This is a genomic window from Haloarcula sp. Atlit-120R, assembly GCF_003665885.1.
In the GTDB taxonomy this organism is placed as follows: Archaea; Halobacteriota; Halobacteria; order Halobacteriales; family Haloarculaceae; genus Haloarcula; species Haloarcula taiwanensis.
On sequence record NZ_QPLN01000001.1, the window covers coordinates 714,423 to 733,978 of the forward strand.

Annotated in this window: 24 protein-coding genes; 16 read left to right on the forward strand and 8 right to left on the reverse strand. The window is 66.8% G+C overall.

Features of this window, described 5'->3' with window-relative positions; all coding sequences use genetic code 11:
• A complete protein-coding gene (locus tag DVK01_RS03655) occupies nucleotides 1-1,830 on the forward strand; it encodes a ribosome biogenesis/translation initiation ATPase RLI (protein WP_101350941.1) in 1,830 nt (609 codons plus the stop codon).
• Between the two features lie 18 nt (nucleotides 1,831-1,848).
• Here DVK01_RS03655 and DVK01_RS03660 read toward each other — a convergent pair whose 3' ends face one another.
• Nucleotides 1,849-2,064: a hypothetical protein gene (locus tag DVK01_RS03660; RefSeq protein WP_101350942.1), complete on the reverse strand. Its 216-nt coding sequence runs from the start codon at nucleotides 2,062-2,064 to the stop codon at nucleotides 1,849-1,851.
• A gap of 68 nt (nucleotides 2,065-2,132) precedes the next feature.
• Nucleotides 2,133-2,654, reverse strand: coding sequence for an archaemetzincin family Zn-dependent metalloprotease (locus DVK01_RS03665; protein WP_004514915.1), 522 nt, complete (start codon nucleotides 2,652-2,654; stop codon nucleotides 2,133-2,135).
• Between the two features lie 30 nt (nucleotides 2,655-2,684).
• Between DVK01_RS03665 and DVK01_RS03670 the strand changes: the two genes are divergently transcribed.
• The 5 genes from DVK01_RS03670 to DVK01_RS21800 all read left to right on the forward strand — a co-directional run bounded on the left by DVK01_RS03670 (nucleotide 2,685) and on the right by DVK01_RS21800 (nucleotide 5,459).
• The gene (locus DVK01_RS03670; protein ID WP_101350943.1) at nucleotides 2,685-3,098 is read left to right on the forward strand and encodes a UPF0146 family protein; all 414 of its coding nucleotides are present in this window, start codon (nucleotides 2,685-2,687) and stop codon (nucleotides 3,096-3,098) included.
• A gap of 19 nt (nucleotides 3,099-3,117) precedes the next feature.
• Nucleotides 3,118-3,990, forward strand: a complete 873-nt coding sequence (locus DVK01_RS03675; protein ID WP_121511429.1) for a TIGR01548 family HAD-type hydrolase — start codon at nucleotides 3,118-3,120, stop codon at nucleotides 3,988-3,990.
• 78 nt (nucleotides 3,991-4,068) lie between these two features.
• The gene (locus DVK01_RS03680) at nucleotides 4,069-4,458 is read left to right on the forward strand and encodes a hypothetical protein (protein ID WP_101350945.1); all 390 of its coding nucleotides are present in this window, start codon (nucleotides 4,069-4,071) and stop codon (nucleotides 4,456-4,458) included.
• A 49-nt stretch (nucleotides 4,459-4,507) separates the two neighbouring features.
• Nucleotides 4,508-5,176 (forward strand): NADPH-dependent F420 reductase, encoded by a 669-nt coding sequence (gene npdG / locus DVK01_RS03685; RefSeq protein ID WP_101350946.1) that lies wholly within the window; start codon nucleotides 4,508-4,510, stop codon nucleotides 5,174-5,176.
• A gap of 112 nt (nucleotides 5,177-5,288) precedes the next feature.
• A complete protein-coding gene (locus DVK01_RS21800; RefSeq protein WP_158598757.1) occupies nucleotides 5,289-5,459 on the forward strand; it encodes a hypothetical protein in 171 nt (56 codons plus the stop codon).
• 1 nt (nucleotide 5,460) lies between these two features.
• On the opposite strand, the gene DVK01_RS03690 is transcribed toward DVK01_RS21800, so the two are convergent.
• Entirely contained in the window at nucleotides 5,461-5,727 is a 267-nt protein-coding gene (locus DVK01_RS03690) for a thioredoxin domain-containing protein (protein WP_121511428.1), read from the reverse strand.
• Between the two features lie 115 nt (nucleotides 5,728-5,842).
• On the opposite strand from DVK01_RS03690, the gene DVK01_RS03695 reads away from it, so the two are divergent.
• Genes DVK01_RS03695 through DVK01_RS03705 form a run of 3 tightly spaced genes read left to right on the forward strand, consistent with a single transcriptional unit; the run spans nucleotide 5,843 to nucleotide 7,820 of the window.
• Entirely contained in the window at nucleotides 5,843-6,004 is a 162-nt protein-coding gene (locus tag DVK01_RS03695) for a preprotein translocase subunit Sec61beta (RefSeq protein WP_053967263.1), read from the forward strand.
• A gap of 44 nt (nucleotides 6,005-6,048) precedes the next feature.
• The gene (locus DVK01_RS03700; RefSeq protein WP_101350948.1) at nucleotides 6,049-6,423 is read left to right on the forward strand and encodes a hypothetical protein; all 375 of its coding nucleotides are present in this window, start codon (nucleotides 6,049-6,051) and stop codon (nucleotides 6,421-6,423) included.
• Nucleotides 6,420-7,820 carry a DUF402 domain-containing protein gene (locus DVK01_RS03705; RefSeq protein ID WP_121535439.1) on the forward strand — a complete coding sequence of 467 codons (1,401 nt, stop codon included), beginning with the start codon at nucleotides 6,420-6,422 and terminating at the stop codon, nucleotides 7,818-7,820. Before DVK01_RS03700 ends, DVK01_RS03705 begins: the two co-directional genes overlap by 4 nt.
• Before the next feature lie 24 nt (nucleotides 7,821-7,844).
• Here the strand turns inward: DVK01_RS03705 and DVK01_RS03710 are convergent, their stop codons facing one another.
• Both DVK01_RS03710 and DVK01_RS03715 read right to left on the reverse strand, forming a co-directional pair.
• Nucleotides 7,845-9,260, reverse strand: a complete 1,416-nt coding sequence (locus tag DVK01_RS03710; protein WP_121535442.1) for an LVIVD repeat-containing protein — start codon at nucleotides 9,258-9,260, stop codon at nucleotides 7,845-7,847.
• A 45-nt stretch (nucleotides 9,261-9,305) separates the two neighbouring features.
• Complete coding sequence (locus tag DVK01_RS03715) at nucleotides 9,306-9,884, reverse strand: LURP-one-related/scramblase family protein (protein WP_121535445.1); 579 nt, start codon at nucleotides 9,882-9,884, stop codon at nucleotides 9,306-9,308.
• Between the two features lie 135 nt (nucleotides 9,885-10,019).
• Here DVK01_RS03715 and uvrA point away from each other — a divergent pair, with 135 nt between their 5' ends.
• Nucleotides 10,020-12,992, forward strand: coding sequence for an excinuclease ABC subunit UvrA (uvrA, locus tag DVK01_RS03720; protein ID WP_121535448.1), 2,973 nt, complete (start codon nucleotides 10,020-10,022; stop codon nucleotides 12,990-12,992).
• Here uvrA and DVK01_RS03725 read toward each other — a convergent pair.
• Together DVK01_RS03725 and DVK01_RS03730 are read right to left on the reverse strand one after the other, a co-directional pair.
• Nucleotides 12,989-13,516 (reverse strand): DUF3368 domain-containing protein, encoded by a 528-nt coding sequence (locus DVK01_RS03725; RefSeq protein WP_101350953.1) that lies wholly within the window; start codon nucleotides 13,514-13,516, stop codon nucleotides 12,989-12,991. The two genes, uvrA and DVK01_RS03725, sit on opposite strands and share 4 nt — an antisense overlap.
• The gene (locus tag DVK01_RS03730) at nucleotides 13,513-13,788 is read right to left on the reverse strand and encodes a UPF0175 family protein (protein ID WP_233562749.1); all 276 of its coding nucleotides are present in this window, start codon (nucleotides 13,786-13,788) and stop codon (nucleotides 13,513-13,515) included. The genes DVK01_RS03725 and DVK01_RS03730 overlap by 4 nt, the downstream gene beginning before the upstream one ends.
• A gap of 144 nt (nucleotides 13,789-13,932) precedes the next feature.
• On the opposite strand from DVK01_RS03730, the gene DVK01_RS03735 reads away from it, so the two are divergent.
• The 3 genes from DVK01_RS03735 to DVK01_RS03745 all read left to right on the forward strand — a co-directional run bounded on the left by DVK01_RS03735 (nucleotide 13,933) and on the right by DVK01_RS03745 (nucleotide 16,220).
• Nucleotides 13,933-14,700, forward strand: a complete 768-nt coding sequence (locus DVK01_RS03735; protein ID WP_121535451.1) for a hypothetical protein — start codon at nucleotides 13,933-13,935, stop codon at nucleotides 14,698-14,700.
• A gap of 75 nt (nucleotides 14,701-14,775) precedes the next feature.
• Nucleotides 14,776-15,204, forward strand: coding sequence for a hypothetical protein (locus DVK01_RS03740; protein WP_233562750.1), 429 nt, complete (start codon nucleotides 14,776-14,778; stop codon nucleotides 15,202-15,204).
• A gap of 41 nt (nucleotides 15,205-15,245) precedes the next feature.
• Nucleotides 15,246-16,220 carry a hypothetical protein gene (locus tag DVK01_RS03745; protein ID WP_121535454.1) on the forward strand — a complete coding sequence of 325 codons (975 nt, stop codon included), beginning with the start codon at nucleotides 15,246-15,248 and terminating at the stop codon, nucleotides 16,218-16,220.
• A 57-nt stretch (nucleotides 16,221-16,277) separates the two neighbouring features.
• On the opposite strand, the gene DVK01_RS03750 is transcribed toward DVK01_RS03745, so the two are convergent.
• Entirely contained in the window at nucleotides 16,278-16,664 is a 387-nt protein-coding gene (locus tag DVK01_RS03750) for a hypothetical protein (RefSeq protein WP_101350957.1), read from the reverse strand.
• Between the two features lie 256 nt (nucleotides 16,665-16,920).
• Here DVK01_RS03750 and DVK01_RS03755 point away from each other — a divergent pair, with 256 nt between their 5' ends.
• From DVK01_RS03755 to DVK01_RS03765, 3 genes are all read left to right on the forward strand, one after another.
• Complete coding sequence (locus DVK01_RS03755) at nucleotides 16,921-17,346, forward strand: DUF5518 domain-containing protein (RefSeq protein ID WP_121535457.1); 426 nt, start codon at nucleotides 16,921-16,923, stop codon at nucleotides 17,344-17,346.
• Between the two features lie 54 nt (nucleotides 17,347-17,400).
• Nucleotides 17,401-18,483, forward strand: a complete 1,083-nt coding sequence (locus DVK01_RS03760) for a geranylgeranyl reductase family protein (RefSeq protein WP_121535460.1) — start codon at nucleotides 17,401-17,403, stop codon at nucleotides 18,481-18,483.
• A gap of 64 nt (nucleotides 18,484-18,547) precedes the next feature.
• On the forward strand, nucleotides 18,548-19,552 hold the full coding sequence (locus DVK01_RS03765; protein WP_101350960.1) for an AI-2E family transporter: 1,005 nt from the start codon (nucleotides 18,548-18,550) through the stop codon (nucleotides 19,550-19,552).
• Nucleotides 19,553-19,556: the final 4 nt, after the last annotated feature.

The following is a 19,556-nucleotide window of genomic DNA, read 5'->3' on the forward strand; positions in this document are numbered from 1 at the left end:
ATGGCCGAGGACAGTATCGCCGTCGTCGACCTAGAGCGGTGCCAGCCCGACCGCTGTAACTACGAGTGCATGAACTACTGCCCGCCCAACCGCAGCGGGAAAGAGTGCATCGTCAAGCGCGAAGACGAGTACGAGGAGGACGAGCCCTTCGAGGGCCAGCCCGACCAGGTCCGCATCTCCGAGGAGATCTGTCTGGGCGAGTCCTGCGGTATCTGCGTGAACAAGTGTCCGTTCGACGCAATCGAGATCATCAATCTCCCACAGGAGCTGACCGACGACCCGGTCCACCGCTACGGGGAGAACGCCTTCGCACTGTACGGGCTCCCGAGCCCCGCCGAGGGACAGGTGACCGGGATTCTCGGCCCGAACGGCATCGGGAAGACCACCGCTGTGCGCATCCTCGCCGACGAGATGCAGCCCAACCTGGGCCGCTACGGCGAGGAGCCAAACTGGGACGAAATTCTCGACGAGTACCGCGGGACCGCCCTGCAGGAGTACCTCGAGCAGATGCGCGACGGCGACGTGACCGTCGCTCGCAAGCCCCAGTACGTCGACCGGATTCCGGACCAGTTCGACGGCAAGGCGCGGCAGCTACTCGACCAGACCGACGAGCGCGGCGAACTGGACTACCTCATCGAGCGGACCGGCATCGGGCCGGTCGTCGACAACCACATCGACGACCTCTCGGGTGGGGAACTTCAGCGCGTCGCGCTCGTCGCCACACTGGCGCGGGACGCCGACTTCTACTTCCTCGACGAGATCACGCCGTATCTGGACATCGGCCAGCGCATGACTGCCGCACGGCTCATCCGCGAACTCGCCGAGGAGGAGGACCGTTCGATGCTCGTCGTCGAGCACGACCTCGCCATCCTCGACCTGCTCGCGGACAACATCAACGTCGCCTACGGGACTCCCGGCGCGTTCGGTATCATCACACCGCCCAAATCGACGAAGAAGGGTATCAACGAGTACCTCTCGGGCTACCTCGAAAACGAGAATATGCGCGTCCGCCAGACGGAAATCGAGTTCGAGGAGCACGCGCCCCGGACGGCCTCGACCGGCGACGTGGTCATCGAGTACCCCGACCTCCAGAAGAGCTACGGCGACGGCGAGTTCTCGCTGGACGTAGAGGCCGGCACCATCCGCGAGAGCGAAGTCCTGGGCGTCGTCGGCCCGAACGGCATCGGGAAGTCGACGTTCGCCAAGATGCTCGCCGGCCGGCTGGAACCGACCGCGGGCGAAGTCGACACCAGCCTCGACATCGCCTACAAGCCCCAGTACATCGAAATTGACCAGCCGATGCGGGTCGACGCCTTCCTCGCGTCGATTACCGACGACTTCGGGAGCTCCTACTGGAACACCGAAATCGCACAACCGCTCCAGCTCGAGTCGGTGATGGAACAGCAACTCACCGACCTCTCGGGCGGGGAGCGCCAGCGGGTCGCCATCGCGGCCTGCCTCTCGAAGGACGCCGACCTCTACCTGCTGGACGAGCCCTCGGCGCACCTGGACGTGGAACAGCGGGTCATGGCGACCTCCGCCATCCGCCGGTACGCCGAGAACCACGACGCGACGGCAATGGTCATCGACCACGACATATACATGATAGACCTGCTGGCCGACCGCCTGCTCGTCTTCGACGGGGAGCCGGCGAAAAGCGGCCACGCCGCGCCGCCACAGGGCATGCGCGAGGGGATGAACGAGTTCCTGCAGAACCTCGACATTACCTTCCGCCGGGACGAGCGGACCTCACGGCCCCGCATCAACAAGCCCGACTCGCAACTGGACCGCGAACAGAAAAACGCCGGCGAGTACTACTACGCGCCGTAGACTCGCGCAGTGGCGGCGTCAGGCCGCCGGGTCGCTGCCGCCGTCCGCCTCCGCCCCCGCGACTGCATCGTCTAGGCCGTCGGCGACCTCGTCCGGGTCGAACTCCTCATCCGGGTCGAGTTCGCGGTCGGATTGCTCGTCTGTCTGGGACTCAGTAACCGCTTCATCACCGGTGACCGCCACGAAGACCTCTCGCAGTTCTGCGACGCGCTCGGGGGACTGACTCTTGCTCATCGTGCATGTGTACAAGTACCACAGAAATGTAGCCGCTATACCGAATCAGTTTGGTATCCGTTCCCAGACTACAGGACGTTCCGCTGGCAGGAGCCACACAGCGAGACTTCCTTCACGTCGACCTGACGGACGGTGGGGGAGAAGTTCATCACGCAGCGCTTGTTATCGCAATGTTCCAGTCCGAGGGTGTGACCGACCTCGTGGACGACCTCTTTTCGAACCCGCTGTGAGAAGATTTCGCCGGCTGAGCGGTTCGAGAAGCCGCCGTCGGAGGAGGTCTGGAGCCGATACGTGGAGATGACGCTGCCGGAGCCACCGAGGTAAGCGAGTCCAAAAACGTAGTTTCGACGGCGGTAGAAGAGATCTTTCGGCGTGATCGCGATGTTTTTGCCCCCGGAGCCGACCCGGCGGGCGAGGTCGATAAACTCCTCTGCGCGGTACTGGTCGCGGTCCCCATCGTACGCGCCGGCGGGAATGGACTGTGGCTCGTGCATCGAGACCTCACAGTCGTAGACGGAGCGGAGTCCGTCCGAGGCCTCGCGTTTGACTTGGGCCGAGACCTCACCCACCGGCACGATGTCGACGTGCATGGGAACGCATATGCGCCCGCATCTCATAAATTGTACGACGTGCCCGACACTACCGGCTCGCTCGTTGACCGACTGGCGTCCGTCGATTCGGTCGTCGAGGTCGGCGTCGGAAACCACCCTGACATAGCTGGCCGACTGGTCGAGCGAGGCATCGACGTGACGGCGACGGATATCGTCGAGCGGGAGGTCCCCGACGGGGTCGCGTTTGTCGTCGACGACGTGCTTGACCCCGACCACGCGGTGTACGCAGGATGTGACATCGTCTTCGCCCGGAACCTCCCGCCGGAACTGCACCGGCCGACGCTGACGGTTGCCAACGCCGTCGGGGCGGCGTTCTGGTTCACGACGCTGGGCGGGGACCAGCCGACGGTTGCCGTCGAGCGCGAGCAACTCCCCGGCGGGGAGACGCTGTACCGGGCGAGAGATAGCAAGGCGCTTGAGTGAGGCCCGCTTTCGCTCGCTCATGCAAGTCGACGCGGTCGTCCTCGACATCGACGGCGTACTGGTGGACGTGGCCGACTCCTATCGGCGAGCCATCGTCGAATCCATCGACCGGGTGTACGGCGACACTATCGAGAAGTCCGCGGTCCAGCAGTTCAAAGACGCCGGCGGATTCAACAACGACTGGGAGCTGACCTATGCAGCCGCGCTGTTCGTTCTCGCCGGCCGCGAGTCTGCTGTCGCCGACATAGCAGCATTCACTGACGCTATCGCCGAGCGTGGCGGCGGCCGCGACGCGGCCGAAGCGGTGGTTCGTGACCTGCTGGATGACGCCGCAGAAGACCGGGTTTTCGACACTTGGGACCCCGAACAGCTCCGGGACGTGTTCCAGACGCTGTATCTCGGCACCGACCGCTACCGGGATATCGAGGGCGGCGAGCCGCCGTTCGACGCGCCGGGGTACATCCACGACGAACCGCTGCTGGTGGACGATGAGACGCTGTCGGCCCTGCAGGACCGCTTCGCCGTCGGCGTCGTCACCGGCCGGCCAGCCGCCGAAGCCGACATCGCGCTCGAACGGGTCGGCCTCGACCTGCCCGACGAGCACCGCTTCACCATGGACGACTGGGAGGAGGGCAAGCCCCACCCGGCCGCCCTGCGGACGCTCGCCGAGCGGTTCGACGCCGAACGGGTCGCTTTCGCCGGGGACACCCTCGACGACGTGGCGACGGCAGTCAACGCCGACGAAGCCGACGACGACCGCGTCTACTACGGTATCGGCGTCCTGACCGGAGGGCTGACCGGCGACGCCGGCCGCCAGACGTTCGCCAACAACGGCGCGAGCGCCGTCGTCGAGTCAGTCACCGACCTGCCCGAGCTTCTCGACGCGGCATAATCGAGAGGCGGGTCGCCAGCTATTACCCGACCAGCAGCAAACGGCAACGGTTTCACTGCCGGGACAGAGACCTCGGGTATGCGACGACTGCCGACGTTCGGCTGGGCGTTTCTGGTGAGCATCTGGGCCGGGCTCGTCGGGGGTGCAGTCATCCGCGAGCCGTCGGTCGACCTGGTGCCGCTGTACGCCGTTATCTGCCAGTTACTCGGTCTCGTTGCGGCCTACTGGACGATGCGTGAACACAGTCACATCCTCAAATCTGTGCATCGACCGGGCCGTGTCGGGATGTTCATCATCGTCCTGTTTTTCGTGATGGTCCCGCTCTCGACAGTCTTTGCCCTCGCGCTCGGTGACACGTCAGTTGCTGGCGTCGCGACTCAGTGGCTCAGCTATCTGGTTGGTCTCGGGAGCGCGCTGTATATTGCCTTCGCCGGGGGGTTCGATTGGGCCTGGGAGACCTACACCTGAGTGAACCTGTCACACAACGTTTATTCAGTGGTCGGCCTACGCCGTAGGTATGGACATCGCGTTGCTTGGCGGTACTGGAGACATCGGCCAAGGCCTCGCCCTCCGCTGGGCTGACGACACCAACCACACAATCATCATCGGCTCCCGGAAAGCACAGAAGGCAGCGAACAAGGCCGAGGAGTACGAGGCAGAGCTGGCCAGCCGCGGCCACGACGACCCGTCAATCGCCGGTCTGGTGAACGAGGAGGCCGCCGCCCGCGCCGACGTGGTCGTTGCCGCCGTCCCTGCATACCACCTTACGGATACCATCGACGCCGTCGCCGACGAACTCGACGACGCCACGCTCGTCGCCCCCGCGGTCGGGATGCAACGCGACGAGGACGGCTTCCACTACAACCGCCCCGGGGCCGGCAGCGTCACGCAACTGGCCGAAAACGCCGCCCCCGACGACACCGCCGTCGTCGGCGCGTTCCACAACCTCGCGGCCGGCCGGCTGGCCAACCTCGACGCCGACCTCGACTGGGACACCATCGTCGTCGGCGACGACACCGACGCCAAGGACACCGTCTGTGAACTCGCCGAGGGCATCGAGGGGATTCGCGCGCTGGACGGCGGCCCGCTCGCCAACGCCGCCGAGATCGAGGGACTGACGCCGCTTCTGATCAACGTTGCCCGCCACAACGACGGCCTGCACGACCTCGGCGTCCGGTTCCAATAGTACCTTTTTACGTCACCCCCTCTCCTCGCGCGCTCACAGAGCGCGCTGCGGGGAGCAGGTTCGCAAAAATCTACGCTAAAAACGACCTTCTCGCTCCCGCTGGTCGCGAGAAGTGAAACCGCGCGCCGCCGGCGCGCGGTATACTTTACTCCACTCGCTCAGCTACCGCACCGGCGGCGCTACTACTAGTCCCGCTTCGGCGGCAGCCCTGCCCTTCCCCGACGCCAGCGACGAGACGCTGGCGCGGCCGCTATCGGGCGTGACGAACCGCAAAAACGACTGAATTACGCCGAAGCCTGCTGCAGCGCGTCGTCGATGTCGTCGGCCTGCGTGACGCCGACGAACCGCTCGACGATGCCGTCGTCGTTCTCGATGATGAGCGTCGGCAGCGAGCGTACCTGGTACTCGTTGGCGACGTCCTGTTCCTCGTCGACGTTTATTTTCTCGAACTCGACGTCGGTCCACTCCTCTTCGAGGTCTTCGAGAATCGGGTCCTGGGTCTTGCACGGGCCGCACCAGTCCGCGTAGAAGTCCTTCAGTGTAACCGTCATAGTACTCTGTTTTCGTTAGTCCGCGGTATCTGATAAGGGTTATCCATATGTACCGGCGGCGTGCACTCGCGGGCGACCCGAAAGGCTTAGTGTCGGTCACACACCACCGTGAAGTATGAGTGGCAGCGACGGCGGCGGACTGATGTCCAGCGCAGGACTGGTCCGATATTTCGACGCCGAAGACCAGAACACCATCCGTATCGATCCCCGAACCATCGTCGCGACCGGCGTCATGTTCGGGCTGTTGATGCTCGTGTTGAACGCGATGGTCGTGTAGGCGATTCCGCACTGTTTTCCTCCCTCCGCCACTGACTCGCGGGTATGCACTTCACGCAACGCGAACAGCAGGCGCTCCGCGAGGCCGGCGTCGACCAGGACACCATCGAAGCCGCCTCCGAGGCCGTCGTGGAAGCGACCGACGACGCGGCCGCGGCGCTGGAAGCCTTCTTCGACGGCCGCGAGACGGTGTACTCCGACATGGACCTCGCCCACAGCGCCAGCGAGGTGCAGGAACACGCCGTCGAGTACTGCGACCTGTTCACCCACGCCGACGACATCCGGGGCTACCTACGTTTTGACACCTGGGGCGTCCCGGTCGAGGGCGGGCGCGTCCTCAGCCACGAGAAGGTAGAGCTCTCGCTGGGGCCGACGGTCCACGACCGGGTCCGCTTTGCCGCCGACGAGGACGCGCTATGACCGTCAGGGTCAGGGGCATCTACGCGACGGCGCTGACCCGGGTCCTCCGCGACGACGGCCACGACATCGTCCAGGCCTCGGGCCCCATCGAGGAGCGCTTCGACGGCGAGTTCGCTGACGCGCGGGCGGCCGTGACCGTGACGACGACGGGCGACCAGCAGGGCGTCGGCGTCGTCGGCGACCGCGACACCGCCGCGAGCGTCACCGACCGCCTGACTGCGGTGGGCCGGGACACCCTCCACTGGGACGCCCCGACGCCGGAGGGCGCGGTCTACGCTGGCACCGTGACCGAGACGCTCGGGAGCGGCGCTGTCGTCGACCTCGGCGACGGCGAGGGGTTTCTCCCGTACTCGTCTTCGGACGAGCGCGTCGAGACGGGCGATGCGCTCCGCGTGCAGGTCGTCGAAGCGAGCGCGCCCTGGACGGACGGTCGGCCGGTACTCGACACGACCGTCGCCGTTCGCGGCGACCTCCTCTCGCTCGTCCGGGGCGGGAGCGGCCCGTCGTCGGGGACCGGCGGCCCGGCGATGCTTGACGTAATCGCCGCGGACCCACGGGACGGCTGGGGCGTCTCCTGGGAAGCCGCGAGCGAGGACGCGAGCTTCGACGCGCTGGCCGACGCGCTCGACGCCGCCAACGACCGCGCGGCGGCCATCGACGCATCGCTCGACGGGGCCGACCCGCCCGCGGACTGCGCGCCGGCCCGGTACGACGGGGGGCTGGCGACGACGTGGCTGTGGTTCGGCCGCGAGAGCCGCTTCGCACTCGATGAGGCCCGCCGCGAGGTGACGGCGACGATGCCCGGCCACCACCGCGTGAAGGCCGGGGACCGCACCGCCAGCGCCGCCGTCGACTACGTCGAGGCGCTGTGTGACGACCCCGAGACCGGCGAGACGGACTTCCCCTTTGCCGTGACGGCCCGGCAGTTCGGCCCGCAGGTCGGCGGCTCGCTCTCGCTGGGCCACGGCAAGCCCGACGGCCGGCTCATCACGCTGGGCAACGGCGAGGTCCAGTCGGTCGACGACGACGGGACGGTGACCATCGAGCGGGAGATGAGCCCCGGCGGCACCTACGACGCCCTCGGCGTCCCGAAAGAGGCCGGCGACGTGGCCGAGACGAAAGTCAAGGAGGGGCGGTGGTGGTACCCGACGGTGTACCGCGACAGCGACGGCGAGAAGAAGGGGACCTACGTCAACGTCTGTACGCCCGTCGAGGTATTCCCCGACACCGCCCGGTACGTCGACCTCCACGTCGACGTGGTGAAACACGCCGACGGGACCGTCAAGCGGGTCGACGACGACGAACTCGACGCGGCGGTCGAGCGCGGCCAAGTCCCCGAAGAACTGGCCGAGCGCGCCCGGAGCGTCGCCGCCGCTGTCAAGAGCGCGCTGGAGTGAGTGAAGTCAGTCAGCGGCGCGGCGTCAGTCTTGCCGGCTGGCGCGCCAGGCCGCCAGCGCGAGCGCCGTGACCGCCGACCCGACGCCGAAGCCGGGGCCGCCAACGCCGAGGGAGGTGCCATCAGTGCTGTTAGCGCTGCCGCCCTCATCGCCCGTGGCCGACGGGTCCGCTGTCGGCGTCCGTATCCGCGGGTCCGGGAACGTGTACAGCCCGGGCTGGACCTCCGTCCCCTGGCTCGCGTTCGTGCTCCCGGCGACGAAACAGCCGGCGGCCCGCTGGGTGGTCCAGAACGAGGTCGTATCGGTGTCGCGCCACTCGAAGGCGAGTTCGGGTGCAGTCGGGTCCGTCAGGTCGTGGACCCGGACCCCGCCGTTGTACCACGCCGAGTAACAGCGGTTGTCGGTCAGTTCGAAATTGTGCGCCGTTGTGAGGATGCCCCCCGGCGAGGGGTCCGAGGTCGGCGGCGGGTCGAGCGTCGACAGCAGTTCGGCGTCGGCCGGGTCGCTTATGTCGTACAGTTCGATGCCGCTCGGGCCGCCGCTGTCGTCGTCACCGAGGTCCCATGATTCGCCGCCGACGCCAAGCAGCGACGCGTCCTCGTCGACCGTCACAAAGTGGTCGTTGCCCGGCGGCTCGCTTCGCTCGGTGCCGGGGTCCTCGATGGCAGCGAGATCTTCTGGGTCGCGCCCGCGAACTTTCGCCACCAGCGAGATGTCGCTCGGGTCAGACACGTCGACGACCCACGTCCCGCCGTCCCAGTAGGCCAGGTAGGCCCGGCCGTCCTGGACCCACACGTCGTGTAGCGGCCAGAGGCCCGCGGGCACGTCGGCCCAGGCGTCGGCGGCGTCTAGCAGCGACCACTCGCCGACTTCCTGCTCGGTTTCGGTGTCGACGACGAGCAGGGGGTTGCCGTCGCGGTCGTTCGCGGTCAGGTAGGCGTACCGGCCGTCGAAGTCGCAGTTGTGGATGCGCGTGTCCAGTTCCAGCCCCGCCATTCGTGTCGGCTTCTGCCGGTCGCTCACGTCGAAGACGACGAACCCGTGGGCTCCGTCCGCGGGGTGGGCCGGCCCGGCGGCCAGCAGCCGCGAACCGCTGACGGCGAGGTCCTGCACCCGCTGTATCGGGCCGTCGTCGCTCTCTGCCAGCAGGCCCGTCTGCCGACCGAGCAGTCTGGGGCTGGTCGGCGTGACGAGGTCGGCGAGCGCGATACCGTCCCCGGTCGCGACGTAGGCCGTGTGCCCGTCAGGGCTGGTGACGACCTCGTACACCGTCTCCATCTCCAGCACGCCCAGCGGGTCCCCGCCGGTCGGGGTGTCGGCGGCCGCTGGCTCGGCCGTCCCGTCGCCGGTCGGCGTCGGATGTGCGCGGGTCGTTCCCGTCGCCAGCCCGACGCCTGTTCCTGCGAGAGCGAGTCGTCGGAGGACCGTCCGGCGGCGCATAGCCGTCCCTCGGAGAGCCAGGGCAAGAAGGATTCCGGTGGGGCGTCAGTTCCCCTGAATCGCGTCGATAACCATCGCTGCGGCTATTATCGGCTCCTTTGGAACCGTACTGGCGTCGTCGATGGTAATCTCGTAGCGGTCTTTCAGCGAAAACTGCCCGTCGATGTTGCCGACGTGGTTGCCGTCCTGATCGGTGATCTCGTACTTGTGGGGAATCCAACCGCCGAACGGGACGACGTTGCGGGCGATAGTCACGAGCGCACCCTGGGAGTTGATTTCGGCGAGTTTCGCCTCGGTGCTGGCGTCCCGAATCTTCCACGTATCCTGAAAAATCGAGTAGTCGTTGTCGAGGATGACAATGTCCTCGCCGGTCCTGGAGTCAGTGAGGACGTAGTTTCCGGCCACGTCGATGATGCCGCCAGCCTTGATTTGGAACACCTCGTCGCCGTTTGCGTCGACGAACGGGAACTCCTCTTTCATCTTCAGCATCTTCTGTTTCCCGCGGAGGACGACGTTCCCGGCGGCATCCATCGCTTTGTACTTGTTTCGGACCAGACTCTGTTCAACCGTGTAGCTGTCGTCGGAGAGGTCAATCCCCGCGATGTCGTAGTCGCTCGTTCCCATACCAATCTCATATTCGATATTCGTGGTAAATCTTTCGCCACACTGTCCAAAATAAAATCAGGCAGGTGCGAGGCGTCGTCTGTCGGCACCCGAACCGACAGGGTTTCCCTCCTGCCGGCCAACGAAGATGCAAAGATGAGCAAGGATATAATCGAGGTCCGAGGGGCCGAGGAACACAACCTCAAGGACGTCGACGTGGAGATCCCCCGCGAGGAACTGACAGTCGTCACCGGGCTGTCGGGGTCGGGCAAATCCTCGCTCGCATTCGAGACGGTGTACGCCGAGGGCCAGCGCCGGTACATCGAGTCGCTGTCGGCGTACGCGCGGAACTTCCTGGGCCAGATGGACAAGCCCCAGGTCGAGAACGTCGAAGGGCTGTCGCCGGCCATCTCCATCGACCAGAAGAACGCTGCCAACAACCCCCGCTCAACGGTCGGGACCGTCACCGAGCTACACGACTACCTCCGCCTGCTGTACGCCCGCGTCGGGACGCCGCACTGCCCCGAGTGTGGCCGCGAAGTGGGCGAGCAGTCCGCCCAGAACATGGTCTCGCGGGTTCTGGAACTCCCCGAGGACACCCGCGCGAAGCTGTGTGCGCCGGTCGTCCGCGACCAGAAGGGGGCCTTCGAGGACCTGTTCGACGACCTCGTCGGCGAGGGGTACAGTCGCGTCGAGGTCGACGGCGAGGAGTTCGACCTCACGCTGGACCGGCCGGAACTGGACGAGAACTACGACCACACGGTCGACGTGGTCGTCGACCGCGTGAAGATTTCGCCGGACGCCCGCTCGCGCATCACGGATTCCGTCGAGACGGCGCTGACCGAGGCCGACGGGACGCTGAAGGTCATCCTCCCGGACCCGCCGAAAGGCGCGGCCGAGACCCTCGGCGGGTCGGATGCCAGAGCCACGGGCGACCTGGCCGACGGCGACGAGGGCGACGCGGACGAACGCACCCGCCTCGTCGTCGAACTCTCCGAGGACCTCGCCTGCACGCACTGCGGTATCGACATCTCCGAAATCGAGACGCGGTCGTTCTCGTTCAACTCCCCGCACGGGGCCTGCCCGGAGTGTGAGGGGCTGGGCGAAACCAAGGAGGTCAGCGAGGACCTCGTGGTCACCGATCCCTCGAAGCCGCTCAAGCACGTCTTCGAACCCTGGAGCTACGACCGGACGTACTACTCGCGGCAACTGGACAACGTCGCCGAGCACTTCGGCGTGGACCTCTCGACGCCCTTCGAGGAACTGGACGAGTCCATTCGGCGGCAGTTCCTCTATGGTACCGACGACATCGTCGACTTCCAGTGGCGGACCAAGAACGGCACCCGCGAGAAGAGCGAGCGCTTCGAGGGCGTCATCCCCAACCTGGAGCGCCGCCACGTCGAGACGGACTCCGACCGCGCCCGCGAGCACATCGAGGAGTTCATGGCGACGACGACGTGCCCGGCCTGTGAGGGGACCCGACTCAAGGCTGAGTCCCGGGCGGTGCTCGTCGACGGCACCGCCATCACCGAGGTCAACGAGATGTCCATCAGCGACGCGCTGGAACACTTCGAGGGCCTGGGGGCGACCCTCTCTACCCGTGACCGGAAAATCGCCGAGGAGATTCTGAAGGAGATTCGGGCCCGGCTTGGCTTCATGACCGAGGTGGGACTGGACTACCTGACGCTGGACCGCGAAGCATCGACGCTGTCGGGCGGCGAGAGCCAGCGCATCCGGCTGGCAACGCAGATCGGCAGCGGCCTCGTCGGCGTCCTCTACGTCCTTGACGAACCCTCTATCGGCCTCCACCAGCGGGACAACGACCGCCTGCTGAACACGCTGGAGGAACTGCGGGACCTCGGTAACACCCTGCTCGTCGTCGAACACGACACCGAGACGATGCGCCGGGCCGACCAGATAATCGACATGGGGCCGGGTCCGGGCAAGCGCGGCGGCGAAGTCGTCGTCAACGGCCCGATGGACGAGGTCATCGAAACCGAGGAATCGGTGACCGGGGAGTACCTCTCGGGCGAACGGACGATTCCGGTGCCCGAGAGCCGCCGCGAGGCCGACGGCGAACTCACGGTCCGGGGCGCGCGCCAGCACAACCTCGCGGACCTCGACGTGTCCGTCCCGTTGGGAACGTTCACGGCCATCACCGGCGTCTCCGGCTCCGGCAAGTCGACGCTGATGCACGACGTGCTGTACAAGGGGCTGGTCCGGCGGATGAACGACACCGACGTGAACCCCGGCGAGCACGACGCCATCGAGGGCCTCGACGCCATCGAGACGGTGCGGCTTATCGACCAGTCGCCCATCGGCCGCACGCCCCGATCCAACCCGGCGACCTACACCAACGTCTTCGACCACATCCGCGAACTGTTCGCCGAGACCAGCCTCGCGAAACAGCGGGGCTACGAGAAGGGGCGTTTCTCGTTCAACGTCAAGGGTGGTCGCTGTGAGGGCTGTGGCGGCCAGGGCACGGTCACCATCGACATGAACTTCCTCTCCGACGTAACCGTCCCCTGTGAGGAGTGCGGCGGCGCGCGCTACAACGACGAAACGCTGGACGTGACCTACAAGGGCGCGACCATCGCCGACGTGCTGGAGATGACCGTCGAGGAGGCCTACGACTTCTTCGAGAGCCACTCGGGGATTCGCCGCCGCCTCGAACTCCTGAAAGACGTGGGGCTGGGTTACATGCGGCTGGGCCAGCCCTCGACGACCCTTTCTGGTGGGGAGGCCCAGCGCGTCAAACTCGCCGAAGAACTCGGCAAGAAGGATTCGGGCGAGACGCTGTACCTGCTCGACGAGCCGACGACCGGCCTCCACCCCGAGGACGAACGGAAGCTCATCGACGTGCTCCACCGGCTCACCGACGACGGCAACACCGTGGTCGTCATCGAGCACGAACTCGACCTGGTGAAAAACGCCGACCACATCATCGACCTCGGGCCGGAGGGCGGCGAGAACGGCGGCGAACTCGTCGCCGAGGGGACCCCGGAGGAGGTGGCCCGGACCGAAGCCTCCTACACCGGGCAGTACCTCCGGGACCTCCTGCCGAACGTCGACCTGGAGGGGCCACGCGCCGACCGCGACGTGGCTCAGCCGGCGGCTGACGACGACTAATCGGCCGCGTCGTCGATGAGCCGCTCCGCTTTTCTAACGAGGCTCGCGCTGAACCGCGCGCCGACCTCGTCCATCGCGTAGAGCGTCTCGGTCGCGTCGTCGGGCTCGATGTCGCCCCGTTCGACGGCCCGTACGAGGACGCCAATCGACCCAGCGACCGGTATCGACAGCGCCTTGCAGGTCTGTCGGCGCGGCTTGTCGTCGGTGACAACAACGGGGTCGGCGGCGACCAGCGCGTGAGCCAGCAGTACGGCATCGCCTCGCGGGTCCCCGTCAGAGCGACCGAGGTGGCTGGCTGCCTCCTCGACGGCCGCCGTGGAGACGGACTGCGGACAGGTGACCCAGCCGTCGTCGATGGCGTCGGACAGGGCTTTCGCTGCCGGGTCGCTGGTAACCTCCCGGCGGACGGGATCCGGGACGACGACCGAGCCGTCGAGTCCGGCGAGCAGGGCAGCGCTCCCGGTATCGGCCAGCGTGATGAGGACGCTCGCGTCGACCAGGACCGTTCGCTCGCCGCCGGTCATCGAAGCGCGTCTACGTCGTCGGCCAGGTCGGCCTCGTCGTAGTTCGTCATGACGCCGCGGTCGTTGGCCTCGGCCATCATCTCCGCGATGGTGAGCCCTGCCAACTCCGCCGCACCGCGCATCCCGACCTCTCCGTCCTGATACCGCTGGAGGGCGACCCGAATCAGTTCCTCTCTGGCCCCCCGCTGGATGGCCTGTCGAATGGCGTCGCTGCGGCTCGCGTCGGTGGCGTCGGCGAGTCGCGCCACCAGGTCGAGTTCCTCGTCGCTCATACGGGTGGTGACGTTCTCCATGCGTAATACGACGCAACGCATTGCATTAAACGTGCGGTCGGGCGGTTCGGTCAGCAGTGTAGCGGCGATATCCGAAGCGGCCACCAACGTTTTAGTCGCCGGCGGAACCTGATAGAGCCAGCCATGGCACAGTCGACAGCGGACGGCGTCGAGCGGAAACGGGGTATCGGTGGGCTGGCGAGGCAGGCGAACCCGGCCTTCGCCGCGGGGGCGGTGGCCGTCCCGCTGCTGGCTTTCGCGGGCGCGCTCGCCAGCGGGAACATCCGGGCGCTGACCTACGTGCACGTGATGGCCGGCGTGCTGTGGACCGGTATCGACCTGTTCATGGGGCTGGTGTTGGGCCCGGTCCTGGGCGGCCAGGAGCCGGAGGCCCGGGCCGACTTCTTCGCGTCGTTCACGCCGAAGATGACGTTCCTGATGCCGACGCTGGCGACAGTGACCATCAGCGGCGGCATCCTGCTCGCGCTCCGGCTCGGGAAGTTCCCCAACGCCGACCCGTGGCTGGCGATTCTGACCGCGGCGACGCTCATCCCCGTCGTCCTCCTCATCGGCTACCAGTTCGACGCGCTGACCGACCCGAAGACGCTGGGCGTCCTCGGCGTGGCCGTCCTCGGCTCCGGGGCGTATCTGGCGACCGCGCTCCCGCAGTTCGCGATGACCTCGTGGTGGATAGTCGCCACGCTGGCCATCGTGACGCTGCTGTCCGTGCAGGGCTTCGGCGTCATCCTGCCCGGCGAGGTCCGCATCTACCGGCAGGTCGTCTCCGAGAACCCGGACGTCGACCTCGTCTCGGAAATCGGGATGCGAAACGCCAAGCTCGGGGGACTTCAGGGCCTGATGCAGCTGGCAATCGTCTTCGTGATGGTTGGGCTGCGCTGGTGGACGCCGTAGGCACGGCCGCGGCTACAGACGGGCCGGACGGGTGTGGAAGCGCTTATGCCTGCCTGCAGACAGTTCCTGGCAACGATGGCCTGGTCGGGGCGCGCCGGGAGTCGCTGTACGTACACCGACGACCGCACGGAGTCCGACGGCGAGACTCAGGAGTGGGAGTGTCCACACGGCGCAATCGACGGTCGGGCGCTCGCCCGTTGGGGAATGAACGCGTTCCTGTTCGTGACCACTGGCTACGGCGAGCGGGCGTCGTACACGCTCGCGGCGTCCGCGGCGCTCATCGCCGCCTACGCGGGGCTGTACGTCGCTATCGCGCCGGACCTGTTCGGGAGCGTCGGCCAGTACGCACAGCTCAGCCTCGGGTCGTTCATCGCCTTCTTCCTCGGCGGCGTCGGCGAGGTCAGCAATCCCACCGTGAGCCTCCTCGCCCAGTCAGAAGCGTTCCTCGGCGGCTTCTTCGTGGCGCTGTACGTCTTCGCGCTGACGCGGTCGGCGAGTCGCTGACCACCACCAGCTTTCTTCGCTCGGGCATCGTACAGTCGTCTATGGACACCGTCTACGCCGCGCTCGGCGACCGCGTCCTCGTCGGAGGCAGCGGGACCGGCTGGGACGACTGCCTGCTCGGCCACGACATCGAGTGTGTCGCCGCGGGCGCGGCCGAGCCGGCTCGGGCCTTCGTCGGCACCGCCGACGCCGGCCTCCAGCGGACGACCGGCGGTGGCGCGACGTGGGAATCGGTCCTCGACGCCGGCGACCGCGTGACGAGCGCCACAGTCAGCTCACAGGACCCTGACATGGTGTGGGCCGGGACGGAACCGAGCGCCGTCTACCGCTCGACCGACGGCGGCGAGACGTGGACGGAGCGGCCGGGGCTGACCGACCTCGATACGGCGTCGCGGTGGTCGTTTCCGCCGCGGCCACACACCCACCACGTCCGCTGGCTCGCGCTCGCCCCAGACGACCCGGCGCAGGTGTACGCCGCTATCGAGGCCGGCGCGTTCATCCGCAGTCCGGACGGCGGCGAAACGTGGGTCGACCATCCCGACGGTGCTCGGCGGGACAACCACACGCTGTCGACCCATCCAGACGCCCCGGACCGGGTGTACACCGCCGCCGGCGACGGCTTCGCGCTGTCGGCCGACCGGGGAGCGACGTGGACCCACCCGCAGGACGGGCTGGCCCATCGGTACGTATGGGGGCTGGCTGTCCACCCCGACGACCCGGACCGCGTCGTCGTCTCGGCTGCCAGCGGCCCACAGTCCGCGCACAGCACACACGGAGAGAGCTACGTGTATCGGTGGGACGGTGAGCGGTGGACACAATCGATGGACGGCCTGCCGGGTCCGGGTGGGCTGGCCCGCCCGGTCCTCGCCGCCGACCCGGACGGCAGCTTCCTCGCACTGACGAACCACGGGCTGTTCCAGTCGAACCGCGGGGACGCGTGGACGCGACACGACCTCGACGGCGGGGACTGGCCGAGCGACTACGAGCAAGTCCCGAGCGGGCTGGCCGTCATCTGATACCGCCACCGCCTGAGCGGCTCTGGTGACAAACAGAACACACAGCGGACAGAAGCCCTACACGGCGGTAACAGCCACGGACCCGATGCCGGCTGTCACGACCGTCGCAACAGCCGAGAGCAGGATGATTTTCGCCGCTTTTCGCCGATCAGCGCGAACGGCCTCGCTCGTGCCGACGCGTCCGCTTTCCCCACCGGACCCCGAGAGGTCGTAGCGGGCCAGCGCTCCGAAAGCGACACAGAACTGGAAGTAATCCTGAAACGCGCCGAGGAACCCGCCAAAAATGAAGGGGACAGTCGCCCACAGCGACAGTCGAGGGACTGCGCCGACCCCGACGGCGACTGCGATGCCAGCAGCGACGGCGAACGACCCGACGGCCGACAGCCGCCGGGCGCGGCGCTGGTTCGCTCCGATGTTACACACCCCGGGCTGGTACTCTGCCATAGCCGACGACAGGGGCTACACCGACAAATACGCCCTGCTTCGACCGGCGACGTGGCGGTGTCAGCTATCTCGCATACCGCTCGGTCACGGGCAGTGCATCGCGGTGGCGCTTGGCCCGCTCCTGCTCGCCGTCGTCGCGTTCGCCGGTGCTCCGGTGAGCGGCGTCCCGCAGACAGCCACACGGCCGCCGTTCGCAACGATTCCATGACATATCAGCGGAGAACACTGATGCACCTGGCCGTCGTACCGTGCCGTGATGTCCCTCCAACTCGACCGCTCGGATACGTGGACGTGCGCCCTGCTCGGCGGGCTGCTGGCCGCCCCCTTCACCGCGTTGCAGGTGATTCAGTCCCCGGACAGCATCATGTTCAACATGGTTGTGGTCGGCGGCGCGCTCGCCGGCTACCTCGTCAAGCGCCGCGGCGGAAACGGCACTGCGACCGGACTGCGAGCCGGTTTCGTCGGCGGCCTTCCGGCGCTGTGGGGGGTGGCCGAGTTCGTGTGGTCCATCCCTTCCGTGCCGAATCCGCTGTGGTTCCAGGCCGTCGGCGTCGCGATGGGGCTGTCGGTCGGAGCGCTCGCCATGCTCATTCCGGCGCTCGGCGGCGCGCTCGCCGGCCGCTTCGGCGGCTGGCTGGCCGAGCGGCAGGGCCATCCGCGGGTCCCCGCCGCGGGCGGCTGACCGGGAGCGAGCGAATCGAGAAGGTATTTGGTTCGTGACACCGAGAGAACGTGTATGTATGACGTTGTGGTCGTCGGGGCGGGACCGGCCGGGTCGCGGTACGCGCGTCGGGCGGCCGAGCGGGGGCTTGACGTGGTCGTCTTCGAACAGGGGGAGGTCGGGAAGCCCCTTGCCTGCTCGGGTCACGTCAGCACGGATATCTGGGAGTTCACCGAAGACGCCCGCGACGACCTGTTCCAGAACGAGATTTCGGGCGCTCGGTTTCACACTGGCGGTCCCAGCAGTCAGGACCATCCCTTCTACAAGGACGAGGTCATATCGAACGTTATCGACCGCGTCGGTCTGGACAGGCATCTCGCCGAAGTGGCCCGTGGCGCCGGTGCCGAGGTCCGCGAGGAGCACTCGGTCGTCGGCGTCACTGAGGACAAAGATGGCGTCACCGTCGAAGTCCGCGGACCCGACGGCATCGAGACCCACCGCGCGAAGATGGTCGCCGGCTGTGACGGCCCGAAGAGCCGCGTCCGGCGGGAACTGGACTTGCCCGAACCCGACGAACTACTGCACGGCGTCCTCGGGTTCAGCGACGAGGTCGACCACAGCGATTTCGTCGACGTGCACCTTACCGTCCCGCGCTTTTTCGCCTGGCGCATTCCACGAGGCGAAGCCGGCGTCGAGTACGGACTGGCGGTACCACCGGGTGCTGACGCTCGCGGCCGTTTCGAGGAGTTCGTCGACGGCTACGGCGTCGAAACCGACCACCGCTGTTCTGGACTTATCCCGATCGGCCCGCCGAAGCGAGTCACCGGTCGACGGTCGTTTCTCATCGGTGACGCCGCAGCCCAGACCAAGCCCTTCACCGGCGGTGGCATCCGATACGGCATGACTGCCGCCGACCACGCGGCCCGAGAAATCGACCCCGACGACCCGGCGACGCTGGGCGAGTACGAGCGCGCGTGGCGCGACGACCTTCGACAGGAGATCCGCCTCGGCCACGCCGTTCGGGCGGGCTACTCCGCACCGGAACCGATACAGAAAGTCGGGATGAAAGCCTTCGAAGGCGAGATCGGCGTCCACATGGACCGGCCGACAACGCTGTTCTCCAGAGAACAGCTAGCGGCGCTGTTCTCACGGTCCTGACAGACGTGTTACCCTGCTGGCGTTTGCGGGTAACGTTTTTACCGGCCGATGGAAAAAGACGGGCGTGGTAACACGCCGACGTACCTACGTCCTCGCGGGCCTGCTTGTCCTCACCGGCTGTCTGACAGGAGTTCTGCTCGCGCGGGTGCTAGCGACGATTTTCTTCGCAATCACGGTCGCATACGTGCTTTTCCCCGTCTCGGAATGGCTTGGACGCCACGGACTCAACAGGCGACTGTCGGCGGCTGTGACAACAGGTATCGCCTTCATCAGCGGCACACTCATCATCGTCCCGCTCGGGGCCGTGCTGTATCTCCGCCGCCGCGACCTGTTTTCTTTCTTCCAGCAGCTCCCGTCGATGGTGACCCTCGAATTCGGCGAGTTCAGCTACCCGATCGAGATAGATCCGACGTTAGTAGCCGCCCGAGAGACGCTCACGGCCGTCGCGGTGGATTTAGCCGCTGAATCGCCCGTGCTGGCGCTGAAGGCCGTCCTGTTTGCGATCCTCGTCTACGCGATGCTCTGGCAGCCGCAGGCTCCGAAAACGGCCGTCTATCGGACGGTCCCGGCGTCGTATCACGAGGTCGTCAACCGACTCCATCAGCGACTCCGGGGGACGCTGTACGCGATTTACGTGCTTCAGGCGGCGACGGCGTTCGGGACCTTCGTCGTGGCGTGGGTCGTGTTCTGGCTGCTGGGCTATCAGGGCGCGTTCGCACTGGCAGTGGTCGCCGGTATTCTGCAGTTCGTTCCCGTCATCGGCCCCAGCGTCGTCGTCCTCACCATCGCTGTCGCGGATGTTATCAACGGCAACATCACCGGGGCAGTTCTGGTGACCGTGTTCGGCCTCGTTTTTGTCGGTTTCCTCCCCGATGCGGTAATCAGACCGAAGCTCGCCCGCTACACGACGGGTCTCCCGGCCAGCCTCTACTTCGTCGGATTCACTGGCGGCGTGTTGACGCTTGGCGTCATCGGCTTCATCGCCGGCCCGGTCGTCATCGCGCTGCTGGTCGAACTGTCGTCGCTACTGACCAGCGAGCGGCAGGGCGACCAGCAGAAACTGACGTAATGTA

Coding starts and splice junctions, on each gene's coding strand:
- DVK01_RS03730 (WP_233562749.1), bottom strand. CDS start 13,788: ATGAGCGACGAGGAACTCGACCTGGTGGCGCGACTCGCCGACGCCACC.
- DVK01_RS03735 (WP_121535451.1), top strand. CDS start 13,933: ATGGCACAGTCGACAGCGGACGGCGTCGAGCGGAAACGGGGTATCGGT.
- DVK01_RS03700 (WP_101350948.1), top strand. CDS start 6,049: ATGCACTTCACGCAACGCGAACAGCAGGCGCTCCGCGAGGCCGGCGTC.
- DVK01_RS03695 (WP_053967263.1), top strand. CDS start 5,843: ATGAGTGGCAGCGACGGCGGCGGACTGATGTCCAGCGCAGGACTGGTC.
- DVK01_RS03655 (WP_101350941.1), top strand. CDS start 1: ATGGCCGAGGACAGTATCGCCGTCGTCGACCTAGAGCGGTGCCAGCCC.
- DVK01_RS03750 (WP_101350957.1), bottom strand. CDS start 16,664: ATGGCAGAGTACCAGCCCGGGGTGTGTAACATCGGAGCGAACCAGCGC.
- DVK01_RS03665 (WP_004514915.1), bottom strand. CDS start 2,654: ATGCACGTCGACATCGTGCCGGTGGGTGAGGTCTCGGCCCAAGTCAAA.
- DVK01_RS03680 (WP_101350945.1), top strand. CDS start 4,069: ATGCGACGACTGCCGACGTTCGGCTGGGCGTTTCTGGTGAGCATCTGG.
- DVK01_RS03725 (WP_101350953.1), bottom strand. CDS start 13,516: ATGACCGGCGGCGAGCGAACGGTCCTGGTCGACGCGAGCGTCCTCATC.
- DVK01_RS03660 (WP_101350942.1), bottom strand. CDS start 2,064: ATGAGCAAGAGTCAGTCCCCCGAGCGCGTCGCAGAACTGCGAGAGGTC.
- DVK01_RS03755 (WP_121535457.1), top strand. CDS start 16,921: ATGTCCCTCCAACTCGACCGCTCGGATACGTGGACGTGCGCCCTGCTC.
- DVK01_RS03745 (WP_121535454.1), top strand. CDS start 15,246: ATGGACACCGTCTACGCCGCGCTCGGCGACCGCGTCCTCGTCGGAGGC.
- DVK01_RS03715 (WP_121535445.1), bottom strand. CDS start 9,884: ATGGGAACGAGCGACTACGACATCGCGGGGATTGACCTCTCCGACGAC.
- DVK01_RS03760 (WP_121535460.1), top strand. CDS start 17,401: ATGTATGACGTTGTGGTCGTCGGGGCGGGACCGGCCGGGTCGCGGTAC.
- uvrA (WP_121535448.1), top strand. CDS start 10,020: ATGAGCAAGGATATAATCGAGGTCCGAGGGGCCGAGGAACACAACCTC.
- DVK01_RS03690 (WP_121511428.1), bottom strand. CDS start 5,727: ATGACGGTTACACTGAAGGACTTCTACGCGGACTGGTGCGGCCCGTGC.
- DVK01_RS03710 (WP_121535442.1), bottom strand. CDS start 9,260: ATGCGCCGCCGGACGGTCCTCCGACGACTCGCTCTCGCAGGAACAGGC.
- npdG (WP_101350946.1), top strand. CDS start 4,508: ATGGACATCGCGTTGCTTGGCGGTACTGGAGACATCGGCCAAGGCCTC.
- DVK01_RS03705 (WP_121535439.1), top strand. CDS start 6,420: ATGACCGTCAGGGTCAGGGGCATCTACGCGACGGCGCTGACCCGGGTC.
- DVK01_RS03740 (WP_233562750.1), top strand. CDS start 14,776: ATGGCCTGGTCGGGGCGCGCCGGGAGTCGCTGTACGTACACCGACGAC.
- DVK01_RS03675 (WP_121511429.1), top strand. CDS start 3,118: ATGCAAGTCGACGCGGTCGTCCTCGACATCGACGGCGTACTGGTGGAC.